Origin of the sequence: Natrinema salifodinae (assembly GCF_900110455.1) — an archaeon.
In the GTDB taxonomy this organism is placed as follows: Archaea; Halobacteriota; Halobacteria; order Halobacteriales; family Natrialbaceae; genus Natrinema; species Natrinema salifodinae.
The window spans coordinates 163,252-179,195 of record NZ_FOIS01000001.1; the positions used below are offsets into that span (position 1 = coordinate 163,252).

The window sequence follows — 15,944 nt, forward strand, 5'->3', positions numbered from 1 at the left end:
AGTGAAAACCGGCTCGCGGCTGCGGTATCGGTCCGAACGCGGGGGAAACCGTATCGCTGTCGGCGGCGTGACTACGGGCGCGGCGCCGCCTTCTGCAGCGCCGTCTCGGCGATGTTGCCGCCGTAGTCGGCGCTTCTCGACAGCGAGTCGACGATCAGTCCCAGCGACTGGGCCTGAACCGGCTCCATGTCACGCAGCATGTCGTCGATCGTCCGGGTGTGTTCGTCGATCTCGAGGACCGTCTCGCGGGCGTCGTGGCCGAGGCGGTTGGCCTCGTCGGGCTCGTCGGCGAACAGCGCGTCCATCGCCTTCTCGAGGACGGTGGAGGCGTCCGCGTGGAGTTCCTCCAGTGCGTCGGCGACCGGCCCCGGAATCTCGTCGAGTTTCAGCGCGATGTTGCTGATCTTGGCCGCGTGGTCGGCCACGCGTTCGAGTTGGCGGGCGCTGGAGTGGAAGTCGAAGCAGTCCTCGCGGGGGACGCCCAGTTCCTCGGCTGCGCGCGGAGAGCGAAGCGTCGCGCGGAAGATCCGCGAGACGACGAGCCAGAGCCGATCGACGTCGTCGTCGCGCTCGATTACGTCGTGGGCGATGTCGTCGTCGTTCTCGACTAACGCCCGCACGGCGTCTTCGAGCATCGATTGGGCGATCAGTCGCATCCGCGTGACCGCGTTGACGATCGACAGCTCCGAGGAGTCCAGTAAGTCCTGAATGACCACGCTGTCGGTCGTCTCCTCGAGCACCTCGACGCCGACGAGACCCTGGGTCGCGTCGCGGATCGCCCGGCGCTGGTCGGTCGTGATCCGGCCCGCTTCGAGCCGGATGATGTCGAAACCGCTGACGTACATCGTCATCACGGCCCGGGTCAACCGTTCGCCCTCGAGGTTCGAGATGTCGAGGGTTCCCTCCTGGCGCTCCGTGTCGTTCTGGGGCGTCAGTAGGAGGGCGTCGTCCTCGGGGTAGAATTCGACGGTCGTCCCGGCGCTGACGTCGTTGTCCGTCGCCCACGTCTTGGGCAGCGAGACGGTGTAGGTCGACCCGCCCGTCACCTGGACCTTGCGCGTCTCCATGTTGCGAGGGCTTTTCGACTGAGGGAATATAAATATATGTGGATCTATAGAGGTCCGTTCGAAACCGACCGCTATCGCACGTATCCGACGAGATTTTATCGGGTATCGAACGAAGAGTTCCGTATCAGTACCACTGACAACGGACCTGAACGGACCCATATATAGTGATACGTTACGCTCAGTTCACGACATCACTCTCTCGACGGACCCGTCGCCGCATCGCGTCCGTTCGCTCGGTTTGTGCGTCTCGAGACGCAACGGTTCCTATCACCGACAGTTTGCTCCGGTATCGGGATTTGACTATATAGGAATATGTCCCTACTGACCGGTATATATGGCTCATAGCATCGTATTTTTATATCCTCTCGAATTCCCAACGTGATGGCAGACAGCCAGTTCGGACGCTCTGTCGACGCGGTATCGCGGCGAAAGTTCATTGCGGCCACCGGTGCGCTAAGCGCGACCGCGCTCGCCGGCTGCAGCGAGACGACCGACAGCGACGACCTCTCCGGGGAGGTCGTGGTCACGGGCTCGAGTACGGTGTTCCCGATTTCCGACGCGATGGCGGAACGGTTCATGGAGGAGAACCCGGCCGTCAACGTCACGGTCGACCCGACCGGCAGCGGCGGTGGGTTCGAGAACTACTTCTGTCCCGGCGACGCGGACGTCAACGGCGCATCGCGGCCGATCAAGTCCGAAGAGGAGGATCACTGCGGTGAAAACGACGTCACGCCGGTCGAGATGGAGATCGGCGGCGACGCGCTCACGATGGCCGTCAGTCCCGAGAACGACTGGGTCGACTGCATGTCCTTCGACGAGATGGCCCAGATCTGGGAGGACGGTGGCGCCGACACGTGGTCCGACGTCAACTCGGAGTGGCCCGACGAGGAGATCGTCCGCTACGGTCCCGACACGACCTCGGGGACCTACGACTGGTTCACCGAGAACGTCGTCGGCGAAGCCGGCAATCACACCACCGACTACGAGGGGACCGAGGACGACAACACGATCGTTCAGGCGCTCGAGAACGACCCGTACGCGATGGGGTACTTCGGCTACGCTTATTACTCCGAGAACGAGGATCGCGTCAAGGCCCTCGAGGTCAAGGAAAGCGAGGGCGACGAGTGCGCCGAACCGAGCCTGCAGGCGGCCAGCGACGGTACCTATCCGATGGCTCGTCCGCTGTACATCTACCCCTCCGAGGAGGCCCTCGAGAGCGAGGAGGTCTACGAGTTCGTGAACTACTACCTCGAGAACTCGACCGAAGATTGGATCGCGGACGACGTGGGCTACGTACCCTCCAGCGACGACCAGGCGGACGAGAATTTGAGCACGCTCGAAGAGATCGCCGGGGAGTAACGCGGACCGTCTCTCAGGTTTTCGTCGAACGGAAAACGAAACGACATGAGTAATACACCAATGGACGCCGATCTCACGCGATCGGCAAACGGACGGATTGCAAAGGAACGGTTGTACCACGGCCTGTTGTTCTGCTGTGCGGCACTGACCGTCGTCGTCACGGTCAGCATCGTCGTCACGCTGGCGAGAGACGCCGTCGAGTTCTTCGGACGAGTCGACCCCGTCTCGTTTTTTACCGGTACGGAATGGGTGCTACGCAACAATGATCCGATCCTCGGCATCCTGCCGCTGGTCAGCGCCACGCTCGTCGTGACCGTCGTCTCGGCGCTGGTCGCGATCCCGATCGGCACCGCGGCGGCGGTCTACCTGAGCGAGTACGCCAGCGACCGGATGCGCTCGGTGCTGAAACCGGCACTCGAGATCCTCGCGGGGATTCCGACCGTCGTCTACGGCTTCTTCGCGCTCGTGTACCTGACGCCCTGGCTCCAGGCTCTCGGGCTGGACGTGAGCCTGTTCAACCTGCTGTCGGCGTCGATCATGGTCGGGATCATGATCATCCCGATGGTCTCCTCGATCAGCGAGGACGCCATGAGCGCGGTGCCCGACTCGCTTCGCCAGGCGGGCTACGGACTGGGCGCGACGAAGTTCGAGGTCTCGACGCGGATCGTCATCCCCGCCTCGATCTCGGGGATCTTCTCGTCGTACATCCTCGCGCTCTCGCGGGCGATCGGCGAGACGATGATCGTGGTGACGGCCGCCGGCATGCAGTCGCGGATGTTCGACCCGACGAACCCGCTCTCGAATCTCTTCAACTCGGGCCAGACCATGACCAGCGCCATGGTCCAGGCGGTCACCACGGATCTGGTCGGCGGGACCGCCGGCTACTACTCGATGTTTGCGATCGGGTTGACGCTGTTCTGTATCACCTTCATGATGAACCTGCTCAGCAACCGCATCGCCGCACGCTACCGGGAGGAGTACCAATGACGCCAGCGCAGACGCGACCGATCCGAACCGCGAGACCGATCGCGCGGCCGACGGAGGTGGACCGCTGATGGCGACGATCGACGACCAAACCGAGGCCTGGTACGGCGCGGAGGGACAGATCAGTCAGCTCCGAGGGCTGCTGTTCAAGCTCGGCTGTCTCGGCGCGACGCTGCTCGCCCTCCTGCTCGTGTTCGTGTTCCTGCTGTACGTCGCCAACGACGCGATCGAACCCATGTCGGTCGAACCGATCTGGACGGTCACCCTGACGGCGCCGATCTGGGCGGTCAGCGTGACCGTCCCGCTCCCGGCCTGGTGGCTCGCGGTCGCCGCGACCGTCGGCGCCCCGGCGCTCGCGCTCACCGGCTACTACTACCGGTTCGATCCGCGAGCGGGCGAAGTGGCCTACGCGGCGCTCGGGCTCCCGATCGCCGCGACCTTACTCGCCGGCGGCGTGGTGATCGCGTTCAGACACATCGTCTCGCCGCGCGAGTGGCTCGCGCTCGTCGTTGCCGCCGCCGTCGCGGTCGGATTGCTCGCGCTCCACGTCCGTACTCGCGACGCCGCCGCCGTCGAACGCGGACTCGTCGCGACCCTCGTCCCGCTGCTCGTCGTCGTCGGCGTGCCGGGCGTCGTCCCGAGTCTACGGGGACTGATCCTCTCGCTGCCGGTCCTCCCGTTACCGTCGCTGTCGCTGCTTGGGACGTTCGCAGCGCCAGTCGGGCTCGGCGTGGCCTGGTACGTGAGCCGCGTTCGCGAGAGCCCCCGCGCCGGATGGCTCGCCGGCGGGGCGACGGTCGTCGCCTCGGCGCTCGGCCTGGTTGCCGCGCCGCTGGTCGGTATCGCGGCGACGACGTGGATCGTGCTCGTGACGGTCGTCGGCGTTCCCGTCGGCTTGTACGTCGAGCGGGTGGTGCGACGCGGAGAGGGGATCGCCGGACTCGCCATGCCGGTCGTGATCGGTGCCGGCGTCGTCGCCTGTGCCCTCGTCGTCGAGGCGCTCGGATTCTCCGGCCCCAACGTCTGGTTCGATTGGGACTTTCTGACCACCGCTCACAGCCGGGACCCGTACGATGCCGGGATCTATCCCGCGCTCGTCGGCTCGGTGATGCTGATCATCGTCGTCGCCGTCTCGGCGTTTCCCGTCGGGGTCGGCGCGGCGATCTATCTGGAGGAGTACGCGCCGAGCGAAGGGCCCCTCGGTAGGTTCGTCGAACTCATCGAGATCAACATCGCGAACCTCGCGGGCGTCCCCTCGGTCGTCTACGGGCTGCTCGGGGTCGCGCTGTTCGTCAATACCGCCGGTCTGGGCCGCGGGATCGTCGTCGTCGGCGGGCTCACGGTCGGTCTGCTCGTCCTGCCGATCGTCATCGTCTCCGCTCAGGAGGCGATCCAGGCTGTCCCCGACTCGCAGCGACGGGCCGCCTACGGGATGGGCGCCACCAGATGGCAGATGGTCAGAACGACCGTCCTGCCGCGGGCGATGCCCGGCATCCTGACCGGGACGATCCTCGCGCTCGGCCGGGCGATCGGCGAGACGGCGCCGCTGCTGATGGTCGGCGTCGCGGCGGTCGTGCGCATCCCGCCGAACTCGTTTTTCAGCCGGTTCAGCGCGATGCCGCGACAGATATTCTCGTGGGCGAGACTGGCCCAGCCGGAGTTTTATCACGGCGTCCTCGCCGCCGGCGTGCTCGTGTTGCTCACCGTCCTGTTGATGATGAACGGCACCGCGATCCTCCTGCGGAACAAGTACCAGCGTCGAGAGTGAGATGACCCGAAACGACACACCACGGACCGACGACAGCGATGCACAGCGAACGGACGAGGGCGCGGCCGTCTCGGAGACGACCATCGGCTCCGGATCCGCCGGGCCCGATTCCGGATTCGGATCCGAATCCGACGCCGAAAGCGCCCCCTTGCTCGACGAGTCGTTCGACGTCGGCGAGCGATCCGCAGCCGGGACGACCCAGGCGGAGACGGAAGCGGTGATCGAAGCACGCACCCTCGACGTCTACTACGACGACCACCAGGCGCTGCGAAGCGTCGACATCGAGATTCCCGAGAACCGCGTCACCGCGTTGATCGGCCCCTCCGGTTGCGGGAAGTCGACGTTCCTGCGCTCGATCAACCGGATGAACGACCTTATCGACGCCGCCCGGATGGAGGGAGAACTGCTGTTCGACGGCAAGAACGTCTACGACGAGGACGTCGACCCCGTCGCCTTACGCCGGAAGATCGGAATGGTCTTTCAGTCGCCCAACCCCTTCCCGAAAAGCATCTACGACAACGTCGCCTTCGGCTTGGAGGTGCAGAACAGGGACGTCGACGTCGACGAGACGGTCCACAGCGCGCTCGAGCGCGCAGCGTTGCTCGACGAGGTCGAGGACCAGCTCGATGGGAGCGGACTGGACCTCTCCGGCGGGCAGCAACAGCGGCTGTGTATCGCCCGCGCGATCGCGCCCGATCCGGAAGTCATTCTGATGGATGAGCCGGCATCGGCGCTGGACCCAGTCGCCACCTCGAAGATCGAAGATCTGATCGAGGACCTCTCCGAGGAGTACACGGTCGTCATCGTCACGCACAACATGCAACAGGCGGCCCGCATCTCTGATAAGACGGCCGTCTTCCTTACCGGCGGCGAACTCGTCGAGTTCGACGACACGAACAAAATCTTCGAAAATCCCGATAACGACCGCGTCGAGGACTACATCACCGGCAAGTTCGGGTGACGGAATGACCCGCGAAAAGTACCGACACCGGCTCGAACGGCTTCGCGAAGCGGTCGTCGCGATGGGCGATCTGGTCCGCGATCGGCTGGCTGACGCCTGCACCGCACTGTATACCGGCGATCGATCCCTCGCACGCGACGTCGTCGCGGGCGACGACGAGATCGACGACCGGTATCTCGAGATCGAAGGGGAGTGTCTCGATTTGCTCGCGCTGCACCAACCCGTCGCCGGTGATCTCCGGTTCGTCGCGGCCGCGTTCAAGGTCGTTACCGATCTGGAGCGGGTGGGCGATCTCGCGACCAACCTGGCCGAGTACGCAATGGACGCGACCGGCTCCGCGTCGCCGCTGCCCGACGTGGATTTCGAACGGCTCACCGCGCTCGCGCTCGAACTGCTCGATCGGGCGATCGAGGCGTTCGCCACCGAGGACGCGGCGGCCTGTTTCACGGTCGCCGATCGCGACGACGAACTGGACGCGCGCTGTGCCGACGTGACCGATCGAGTCGTCCGGACGCTCGTCGAGTTACGGTGCGAGGCGACCGGCGAGAACGCCGGTCGGCCTCGGTACGGACGGGACGCCCCCGTTCGGAACGTCCTCGCTGACGTTTCACGGACGCTCGTCGTCGTTCGCGATGTAGAGCGCGTCGGTGATCACGCGGTCAACGTCGCCGCCCGGACGCTGTACGCCCTCGAGAGCGACGACGAGTTACTCGCCTGACCGCCGTCGGCGGGACCGAATTCGAGTCGAACGGACGGGAGCCGTCGACCGAGTAGCGATCGATGTTCTCAGCAGCGAGTCCCCTTTTCTGCCGTCTCTCTCCGGAGTAGCGCCGACCGTCGGTCTCGCTATCCCCTACCCCTATTTCGGTCGATTACGTTCGAACGCGGTCTTCTATATACTACGCAGCTGACACAGGTATCTTCGACTGATTGTAACGCGCATCAACTGGATCGATAGTCCTACTGAGCAATCAAGCGGCGAAATACGTGCCGCTTGTCGCATATTCCCACAGATCACGGCAACCGATGCCCGACCCGAATATCTACATACGTCTATATAGCGATCATAGTAGGGTACTTATTCGGTAGCTGGTCATCCTCACGTGATGTCGAAAGACACCACTGGACCACCGTCGTCCGGGCTCGGGCGGCGGCATTTTTTGGCCGGGACGGGCGTTGCCGCCGCAACCGGCCTGGCCGGCTGTGTCGGGACGCTCTCGGGCGAGTCCAGGGAGGTCAACATCGCGGGAAGCTCGACGGTGTTTCCCGTGACCTCCGTGGTCGCGTCCGAGTTCAGGGAGGAACGAGACGACGTCACCATTTCGATCAGCCGGACGGGGACCGGGGGCGGTTTCTCGAACTTCTTCTGTCCGGGGATGACGGACATCAACAACGCCAGCCGGGAAATCGCCGACGTCGAGGTCGAACAGTGCGGCGGGAACGACATCACGCCGATCGAGTTCACCGTCGCGACGGACGCGCTGACCGTCGTCGTCAATCCCGAAGCCGATTGGATCGACTGCGTGACCGTCGAGGAGCTCAGCCAGATCTGGCAGGCTGACGGCGCCGAGCGGTGGAGCGAGGTCCGCGACGAGTGGCCAGACGAGGAGATCCAGCGCTTCGGCGCGGACACGACTTCCGGCACGTTCGACTACTTCGACGAAGCCATTCTCGGCGAGGACGGCACTCACACGACCGACTATCACGCCACCGAGCGCGACCGGACGATCGTTCAGGGCGTACAGGGCAACGAGTTCGCGATCGGGTACTTCGGGTTCGCGTACTACGACGAGAACCCGGACGAGATCAAGGCCCTCGGGATCGACGACGGTAACGGCTGCGTCAAACCATCGCTCGAGACCGCAAAGAAGGGCGAGTACACGCCGCTGTCCCGCTCGCTGTATATCTACGTCGCCCAGGAGTCGCTGGAACGGTCCGCGGTGCGTGACTTCGTCGAGTTCTACCTCGAACAGACGTCAACGGACCTGGTCAACGAGGTCGGCTACGTCCCGATGACCGAGGACGAACGCGACGAGAACCTCGCGGAACTCGACGACGCGATCGAGGAGGTGACCGCCGAGTGAGCGCACCCGATCTCACCGGCGACGGCGCCCGCACGACCCGCGGTGCCGCGTTCAAGGCGCTGTTCGCGCTGTGTGCCGCCCTGTCGATCCTCACGACGATCGCGATCGTCGCCACGTTACTGTACGACGCCGTGGACTTCTTCGCGGCTGTTTCGCCCCTCGAGTTCTTCACCGGCACCGAGTGGACGCCGGCCAACGAGGTCTACGGCGTCTGGCCACTGATCTCCGGGACGCTGATCATCACGTTCGGCTCGGCGGTCATCGCCCTGCCGATCGGTCTCCTGACGGCGATCTACCTCAGCGAGTACGCCTCCGAGCGCCGGCGGGCCTTCCTCAAACCCGCCCTTGAGGTGCTCGCGGGCGTGCCGACGGTCGTCTACGGCTACTTCGCGCTGGTGTACGTCACGCCGGCGCTCGACGCGATCGTCCCGATCGGTACGTTCAACGCACTCTCGGCGTCGATCATGGTCGGGATCATGATCATCCCGATGGTCTCCTCGATCAGCGAGGACGCCATGAGCGCGGTGCCCGACTCGCTGCGCCGGGCCAGCTACGGCCTGGGCGCGACGAAGTTCACCGTCTCGACGTCCGTCGTCGTGCCGGCGGCGCTGTCGGGGATCCTCTCGTCGTACATCCTCGCGCTCTCGCGGGCGATCGGCGAGACGATGATCGTCGCGATCGCCGCGGGCCAGACCCCGCGGCTGATCGATCTGACCGATCCCGCCGGAATGTTCCTCGGATCGATCCAGACGATGACAGCCGCCATGGTCCAGATCGGGGCCAGCGACGTCATCGGCCAGTCGACGGAGTACAAGAGCCTCTTCGCGGTCGGGTTGACCCTATTCGTCATCACGTTCGCGATGAATCTCTTCAGCGAATGGGTGGCCTCGCGCTACCGGGAGGTGTACCGCTAATGTCCTCGGATACGGAGCAATCGCAACCGGACCTGACCGACGCGTCGGAACCGGCCTTCGGCCGCGTGAGCCGAACGAAAGACGTCGCCTTCCGCTGGCTGACCTTCGCGGCGGCCCTGCTCGGCATCGTCGCGCTCGCCGCGTTGCTGGCGAACGTCCTTGTCGACGCGCTGGCGGTGACCGACCCCGAGTACGGCTCGTGGCTCGATTGGCAGTTCCTCACGAGCCCGCCGAGCTTCAGCGATCCCTTCGCGGCCGGGTTCTTCCCGGCGATCGTCGGCTCGATCGCGCTCATGATCGTGATCGCCGTGATCACCTTCCCGCTTGGCGTCGGCGCGGCGATCTACCTCGAAGAGTACGCCAACGACGGCTACCTCACGCGATTCATCCAGCTCAACATCGCGAACCTCGCCGGCGTCCCGTCGGTCGTCTACGGCCTGCTCGGGCTCGGCCTGTTCGTGAGCCTGCTCAATCTCGGCTTCGGGACGCTGTTGGTAGCCGGCTTCACGATCTCCCTGCTCATCCTGCCGATCGTCATCATCTCCGCCCAGGAGGCGATCCGATCGGTGCCCGACTCCCAACGCCAGGCGAGCTACGGGATGGGCGCGACGAAGTGGCAGACGATTCGCAACGTCGTCCTGCCGCGGTCGATGCCCGGCATCCTGACCGGGACGATCCTCGCGCTCGGTCGGGCGATCGGCGAGACGGCGCCGCTGATCATGATCGGCGCGCCGACTGCGGTCTTCGGAACCCCGAACAGCCTGTTCAGCAAGATCACGGCCATGCCCATGCAGATCTTCACGTGGGCGGACCGTCCGGAGATGGAGTTCCAGTACGGCGTCGTCGCCGCCGGCGCGGTGACGCTGCTGGTCGTCCTCCTGACGATCAACTCCATCGCGATTCTCATCCGGAACAGATATCAGCAGCGGACCTGACACATGACACAAGACGCAATGACTTCCCCAGAGGCGGAACAGACCGACGAGCAGCGAACCGGTACCGGCCCCACGCCCGGAACCGACGGCCTCGCCGACCGGACCGCCGAGTCAGAAGCGGAGACGGTCGTCGACCGGACGATCATCGAGGCGCGCGACCTCGACGTCTACTACGGCGACGACCAGGCGCTGCAGGGGATCGACATGGAGATCCCCGAGAAGCAGGTGACGGCGCTCATCGGGCCGTCGGGCTGCGGGAAGTCGACATTCCTGCGCTCGATCAACCGGATGAACGACCTCATCGACATCGCTCGCGTCGAGGGCGACCTCTACTTCCGCGGGAAGAACGTCTACGACGAGGACGTCGATCCCGTCGCCCTGCGCCGGAAGATCGGGATGGTCTTCCAGTCGCCCAACCCCTTCCCCAAGAGCATCCGCGAGAACGTCGCCTACGGGCTGAAAGTCCAGGGGAAAGACGAGAACGTCGACGAGAAGGTCCGCACGGCCCTCGAACGGGCAGCGCTGCTCGACGAGGTCGAGGACCAACTCGACGAGAGCGGACTGGATCTCTCCGGCGGGCAGCAACAGCGGCTGTGTATCGCCCGCGCGATCGCGCCCGACCCGGAGGTTATCCTGATGGACGAACCGGCGTCGGCGCTGGACCCGGTCGCCACCTCGAAGATCGAGGACCTCATCGAGGACCTCTCCGAGGAGTACACGGTCGTCATCGTCACGCACAACATGCAGCAGGCGGCCCGCATCTCCGATAAGACGGCCGTCTTCCTCACCGGCGGCGAACTCGTCGAGTTCGACGATACGAACAAAATCTTCGAGAACCCCGAAAACGACCGCGTCGAGGACTACATCACCGGCAAGTTCGGATAGTCCCTCGGTCGAGGGGGGTTTGCGGTCCCGGTACTGACCTATTGCCGAACGATCCGTCGCTCGAATCGCGTCTCGTTCCTCGTTTCTGTCCCGCGTTCACGTTCGACGTCGCCGTCATCAGCGGCGGCACCAGAGCGGCCGTCCGCAGCGGTGTCGCAGAATCTGCCCGCGATCGCTCGCACGCAGTCTTTATCAGTGCTCGACGAGGTGTCAAACGTATGGCCAGGCAATCGTATCAGGAGCAGCTCGCGGAACTCCGCGAGGACGTGCTCTACATGAGCGAAGTCGTCATGGAGCGCCTTCGCATGGGACTGGACGCCCTCGAGCAGAAAGACGACGAACTCGCCCACGAAGTGATCGAGGGCGACGGTGAGATCAATCGGATGTACCTCGACTTAGAGCAGGACTGCATCGACCTGCTGGCGCTCCAGCAGCCGGTGGCAAGCGACCTTCGCTTTATCGCCGCGTCGTTCAAAATTATCACCGACCTCGAACGGATCGCCGACCTGGCGGTCAATCTCGGCGAGTACACGATCGACGCCGAACAGGACCTGTTCCCCGACGTCGACGTCCAGGAGATGGGCGAACTGACGCTCGACATGCTCGAGGACGCGATGATGGCCTACGACACTGAAAACACCGAGCGCTGCCGGGAGCTGGCCGCTCGCGACGACGAACTCGATACGTTCGCCGAACGTGCCAGTGAGATCGTCGTCCGCGACCTCATCGAGCGTGAACTCAACTCGCCGGACGAGGTCGAACTGCTGTTACAGGACGTTTCGCGGCTTCTGTTGACGATCCGCGACCTCGAACGCGTCGGCGATCACACGGTCAATATCGCTGCGCGGACGCTGTACATGGTCGAAAACGACGAAGAATTGATCTACTAAATCACGCGTCTCGTCTCACGGTCGGAATCGATTCCCGACCGATCGACGGGAATTACTCGCTGCTTTCGTTACCGCCTTCGCTCTCGTTACCGCCTCCGCTCTCGTTGCTTTCGTTGTCGCCTTCGCTTTCGTTGCCGCCTTCACTTTCGTTGCCACCTTCGCTCTCGTTGCCACCCTCTTCTCCGCCACCGCCGCCGCCGCCTTCGACCTGAATCTCGCCCTCCATGTTCGGGTGCGGCTCACAACGGTAGGTCGCCATCTCGCTGCTGGCCGTGAAGTCGAAGGGGTTGTTCTCGGCCTCGTCGGGGTTCGAGACGGGATCGCCGGTCGTGAGGTCGTCGATGACCTGGTCGCTGTCGTCGCGGATTTCCAGGTTGTGGTCGGAGTCGTCGCCTTCCGACCAACCGATCGTGTAGTCCTCACCCTCTTGGAGGATGAGCGTCGGATTCTGCTCGCCCTCGATCTCGGAGGGGGCGAGGCCTTCCCAGTGGCTGGTCTGGCCGCTGAAGTCGATCTCCGTTCCGGGCTCGATCTCGACGCCGTCACCGCCACCGCCACCGCCGTCGCCACCGTCGCCGCCGTCACCGCCGCCACCGCCACCACAGCCGGCGACGAACGCCGTCGACGCTGCGACGCCTGTCAACTGGACCATCCGCCGTCGGGATAACCGATCGTCTCGTGCCATCGGGCTGACTTTGCCCTCAACGGGAATAGTCGAATACCCGTCTACTGCGTGTGAATCAAGTACGGGCGGGTTTGAGCGGGGACAGCGCGTCGATTTCTGTCCCCGCGCCGTCCCTCATGATGCGATCCGAACTGGTTGCGATCCGCGCTCGGCTCACACGGGAGAACCGACTGCGTCCACCGACCGCGTCACTCCAGATCGCGTTCGGTCGTCCCCATCGTGATCTCGCCGGCGGCGCGGATCGTCCCGTCGATCTCGGCGTCGGGACCGAGTTCGAGGTCCTCGCAGGAGACGTCACCGAGGATTCGGGCGTCGCTTGCGATCTCGACATCGCCGTCGCGCGTCGTCAGATCGCCGTGGATGCGGGCCCCCTCGCCGACGGTGACGTCGTCGCGCGCCCGGAGGCTACCGAAAATATTGCAGTTCGCACCGACGTCGATCGTCTCCGCGCGGACGTTGCCGTGGAGCCGGCAGTTGTCCCCGATCGTCGCGGGCGTCGAGACGCGCCAGGCGTCGTCGCCGACGGTCGCGTTTCGGGGGATCACGAGCGGCTCCGCCTCGGGCTCGCCGTCCTCGTCGTCCTCGACGAGTTCGGAGACGAGCCGCTGGGCGGCGTCGTCCTCGCCGATCAGGAGGAGGTGCTTGAGGTAGACGAACAGGAAGACGATCGTCGGCATCGGGTTCCGGATGACGATCCAGCCGTTGGCTTCGAACCCCTCCTCGATCTCGACGTCGTCGCCGATATCGAGGTCGCCCGCGACTTTCAGCTTGCCGCCGACATGGACGCGCTCGCCGATGTAGGCGTCCTGGCCGACCAAGACGTTCTCCGCGACGTCACACCACATGTCGAGCCGGCAGTCGCCGTCGGCCTCGATGTCGCCGCCGAACGCGGCCGACTCGCCGGCTAACACGTTTCGGCCGCGGACGCCGAACTCGACGGTCGCGCGGCCGCCCACGAGGACATCCCCGTCGGTCACGAGGGCACGTTCCTGGGCTTCCGTTCCGTCGGGAACGACGAGTTCGTCGAGCGGATCCCTACTGAAGGCCACACTCACATGCAAAGGAAGTACCGCCTAATAAAGCTCGCGCGTCGTCAGTCGTCCGTCTGACGCCCGGCCGTCGCCGCGACGGCACTCGGTCTCGCAGCCGCCGAACACAGTCGCCTCCCTTTTACACCAGCACTACATACGGTCGCTTATGACTACGCTCGCGTTCGACGACGACGGCGTCGACGTCGTCTACGAAGGCACCGAGTTCCGCCTCGAACGGGATCTCGTCGAGGAAGCCGTCGAGAAATCTTACTACGACGTAACCGACCACGAAGTGCTGAAGATGGTCGCCGAACAGCCGAACCTGCAGGGCGAGCCCCGTCGGATCGGCGACATTCTGGACTGAACTACACGGACCGTCTCGACCGACTCGAGACGCGGTCGTCACCGCCCGATCGCCGCTGAGAACCGACGGTTCGAACTCAGTAGGCGACGTGGAGCAACGCGTAAACCACGATCCCCAGCGTGAACGAGACGAGCCACAGCGTCGCCGCGACCCGACCCACGCGGGCGTGGTTCGTCCGGGCCAGGTCCCCGACCGGATGCGCGAACGCCACCAGGAGCGCGTAGTAGACCAGCGGGATACAGATGATCGCGAGAAGAATGTGGACCGCTAACAGCGGCAGGTAGACGAACTGATAGACCGCCTCGGGACCCGGAAACGGCTGCGGCCCGCCGGTCGCGACCAGGCGATAGAGATAGAGCGCGAGGAAGCTCGCGAACAGTCCGAACGACGTGAGCATCGCGGCCCGGTGGCGGGCGATCGCGCCACGACGAATCGCGCGCCAGCCGAGCGTGATCGTTCCGATCGCGGCCGCGCTGAGCACGACGTTGACGTGCGGAATCGCGTCGAGGAGCCATTCCGGCGCCGTCGGGACGCTCGAGGAGGGGATCCGACCGCCCGCGGCTGCGAAGACCACCGCCAGCGACACGACGCTCAACACGCCGGTGAGCAGGCGCACGCGCTCTCGCGGAACGTATTCCATACGCGAGGATTCGAGCGGAACGGGAAAGTGGTTACCGTCTCCGCCGGTCGCGACGCTAACCGGATCTGGTGCGGTAGCGGTAGCCCGACGGAGCGATGGACGACGCCATCGCTCGTCGGTGTAGCGTCGGAAGGAATTATGCGTGGGTGATGTCCACGAAGGGAGATCACCTGCATCGATCTGTGGCGGCTGAACCGCCGTATGCGATGCGTGGGACCGGATTCGAACCGGCGGACCCCTACGGGACAGCGCCCTCAACGCTGCGCCGTTGGCCTGGCTTGGCTACCCACGCACGCTGTCTCTGTCTGCACTCAATCGTATCCAGTGTGATTATAAAAGCCCTTTCCTTTTGGTCGGCGACTGCGGCCGGCTCACACGGGGAGCCAGTCCACGAGTGACACGTGACCGACTCACTACCGTCGTCGACTCGCCGCATCCCGACCGCGACGCCGTCTCTCGCCCGAAACGCGTCGGTTCCGCCCCAGACGCCGCCGACACGTCGACCCGCGGGAGACACAAAGGTTTCAACGCTCGCGCGAGAGTCTCGATCGATGTCGTTGTCGTCGGTCCGAACGCGCGCACTCGCAGGGGCGATCGTCGCGAGCGGGATGGTCGCCGCGGGTGCGCTCGTTTCCCCGACGACGATGCTCGGAACCGTCGACGCCCTCGCCGCGGACCCGTTCCTGTTCGGCCTCGTCGTTACCGGGCTGTACCTCGTGCGACCGCTGCTCGCCTGGCCGACCACGCCGCTTGCGGTCGTCATCGGCTACGGCTTCGGCGTGGCGATCGGGGTTCCGATCGCGCTCGCCGGCGTCGTCGTCACCGTGCTGCCCGTCTTTTTCGCGGCTCGTTGGCTCGCTGGCGGCGACGCGGCCGGCGCTACCGACTCGACGCCCTCGACCGAAGAATCGACTGTGGGGCGGCTGAGCGGGCGCAGCGAACCGCTCGCGCGGGCCGGCGACGCCGTCGCGCGCTACTACGACGCGGCGGGGCCGCTCCGCGGCGTCACCGCCTCCCGACTCGCGCCGATCCCGTCGGACGTCGCGACGTGTGCCGCCGCGGTCAGCGGCGTCGGTCTCCGGCACCTGGTCCTCGGAACCGCGATCGGCGAACTCCCGTGGACGGTCGCCGCGGTCGTCGTCGGCGCCTCCGCCGCGACGGTCACGTCGGGCGGCGTCGGCGACCTCGGCATCGTACTTTCGCTCGCCGGCGTCGTCGCCGCCGGTCTGCTACTGGCCGGGCCCGCGTACCGCGCGCTCCGAGCGCGGGGTCTCTCACGAACGGACGGATCCGGTCGATCGACCGACGGGTGACGACGGGTGACGACGGGCGGTCGACGACCAGAATCGTCGGTTGCGTCGACGTACAACTCGATGT

General features: G+C 65.2%; 16 protein-coding genes and 1 tRNA gene. 12 read left to right on the forward strand and 5 right to left on the reverse strand.

The window, feature by feature from the left end; translation table 11 throughout:
• Positions 1-71: 71 nt before the first annotated feature.
• Complete coding sequence (locus BMY29_RS00725; RefSeq protein WP_049992257.1) at positions 72-1,067, reverse strand: phosphate uptake regulator PhoU; 996 nt, start codon at positions 1,065-1,067, stop codon at positions 72-74.
• 381 nt (positions 1,068-1,448) lie between these two features.
• Between BMY29_RS00725 and BMY29_RS00730 the strand changes: the two genes are divergently transcribed.
• The 10 genes from BMY29_RS00730 to phoU (BMY29_RS00775) all read left to right on the forward strand — a co-directional run bounded on the left by BMY29_RS00730 (position 1,449) and on the right by phoU (BMY29_RS00775) (position 11,847).
• Entirely contained in the window at positions 1,449-2,426 is a 978-nt protein-coding gene (locus BMY29_RS00730) for a PstS family phosphate ABC transporter substrate-binding protein (protein ID WP_049992258.1), read from the forward strand.
• Between the two features lie 45 nt (positions 2,427-2,471).
• Complete coding sequence (pstC, locus tag BMY29_RS00735) at positions 2,472-3,413, forward strand: phosphate ABC transporter permease subunit PstC (RefSeq protein WP_049992259.1); 942 nt, start codon at positions 2,472-2,474, stop codon at positions 3,411-3,413.
• A gap of 67 nt (positions 3,414-3,480) precedes the next feature.
• The gene (gene pstA, locus BMY29_RS00740; RefSeq protein ID WP_049992260.1) at positions 3,481-5,178 is read left to right on the forward strand and encodes a phosphate ABC transporter permease PstA; all 1,698 of its coding nucleotides are present in this window, start codon (positions 3,481-3,483) and stop codon (positions 5,176-5,178) included.
• Position 5,179: 1 nt separating this feature from the next.
• Positions 5,180-6,139 (forward strand): phosphate ABC transporter ATP-binding protein PstB, encoded by a 960-nt coding sequence (pstB, locus tag BMY29_RS00745; protein ID WP_244887439.1) that lies wholly within the window; start codon positions 5,180-5,182, stop codon positions 6,137-6,139.
• A gap of 4 nt (positions 6,140-6,143) precedes the next feature.
• Complete coding sequence (gene phoU, locus BMY29_RS00750) at positions 6,144-6,857, forward strand: phosphate signaling complex protein PhoU (protein WP_049991045.1); 714 nt, start codon at positions 6,144-6,146, stop codon at positions 6,855-6,857.
• A gap of 388 nt (positions 6,858-7,245) precedes the next feature.
• Entirely contained in the window at positions 7,246-8,223 is a 978-nt protein-coding gene (locus tag BMY29_RS00755; RefSeq protein ID WP_049991044.1) for a PstS family phosphate ABC transporter substrate-binding protein, read from the forward strand.
• Entirely contained in the window at positions 8,220-9,137 is a 918-nt protein-coding gene (pstC, locus tag BMY29_RS00760; RefSeq protein WP_049991043.1) for a phosphate ABC transporter permease subunit PstC, read from the forward strand. The genes BMY29_RS00755 and pstC (BMY29_RS00760) overlap by 4 nt, the downstream gene beginning before the upstream one ends.
• Positions 9,137-10,072, forward strand: a complete 936-nt coding sequence (gene pstA / locus BMY29_RS00765; RefSeq protein ID WP_049991042.1) for a phosphate ABC transporter permease PstA — start codon at positions 9,137-9,139, stop codon at positions 10,070-10,072. The genes pstC (BMY29_RS00760) and pstA (BMY29_RS00765) overlap by 1 nt, the downstream gene beginning before the upstream one ends.
• Before the next feature lie 3 nt (positions 10,073-10,075).
• On the forward strand, positions 10,076-10,957 hold the full coding sequence (gene pstB / locus BMY29_RS00770; RefSeq protein ID WP_049991041.1) for a phosphate ABC transporter ATP-binding protein PstB: 882 nt from the start codon (positions 10,076-10,078) through the stop codon (positions 10,955-10,957).
• A gap of 218 nt (positions 10,958-11,175) precedes the next feature.
• Positions 11,176-11,847, forward strand: a complete 672-nt coding sequence (phoU, locus tag BMY29_RS00775) for a phosphate signaling complex protein PhoU (protein WP_049991040.1) — start codon at positions 11,176-11,178, stop codon at positions 11,845-11,847.
• 52 nt (positions 11,848-11,899) lie between these two features.
• Here the strand turns inward: phoU (BMY29_RS00775) and BMY29_RS20800 are convergent, their stop codons facing one another.
• Positions 11,900-12,499 carry a cupredoxin domain-containing protein gene (locus tag BMY29_RS20800; RefSeq protein ID WP_049991039.1) on the reverse strand — a complete coding sequence of 200 codons (600 nt, stop codon included), beginning with the start codon at positions 12,497-12,499 and terminating at the stop codon, positions 11,900-11,902.
• A 221-nt stretch (positions 12,500-12,720) separates the two neighbouring features.
• The gene (locus BMY29_RS00785) at positions 12,721-13,581 is read right to left on the reverse strand and encodes a polymer-forming cytoskeletal protein (protein ID WP_049991050.1); all 861 of its coding nucleotides are present in this window, start codon (positions 13,579-13,581) and stop codon (positions 12,721-12,723) included.
• Between the two features lie 148 nt (positions 13,582-13,729).
• Here BMY29_RS00785 and BMY29_RS00790 point away from each other — a divergent pair, with 148 nt between their 5' ends.
• The gene (locus BMY29_RS00790) at positions 13,730-13,927 is read left to right on the forward strand and encodes a DUF5800 family protein (protein ID WP_049991038.1); all 198 of its coding nucleotides are present in this window, start codon (positions 13,730-13,732) and stop codon (positions 13,925-13,927) included.
• A gap of 76 nt (positions 13,928-14,003) precedes the next feature.
• Here the strand turns inward: BMY29_RS00790 and BMY29_RS00795 are convergent, their stop codons facing one another.
• Complete coding sequence (locus BMY29_RS00795) at positions 14,004-14,567, reverse strand: DUF420 domain-containing protein (RefSeq protein WP_049991037.1); 564 nt, start codon at positions 14,565-14,567, stop codon at positions 14,004-14,006.
• A gap of 207 nt (positions 14,568-14,774) precedes the next feature.
• Positions 14,775-14,859: transfer RNA gene (locus tag BMY29_RS00800), tRNA-Leu, on the reverse strand.
• Between the two features lie 259 nt (positions 14,860-15,118).
• On the opposite strand from BMY29_RS00800, the gene BMY29_RS00805 reads away from it, so the two are divergent.
• Positions 15,119-15,880 carry a TVP38/TMEM64 family protein gene (locus BMY29_RS00805; protein WP_049991036.1) on the forward strand — a complete coding sequence of 254 codons (762 nt, stop codon included), beginning with the start codon at positions 15,119-15,121 and terminating at the stop codon, positions 15,878-15,880.
• Positions 15,881-15,944: the final 64 nt, after the last annotated feature.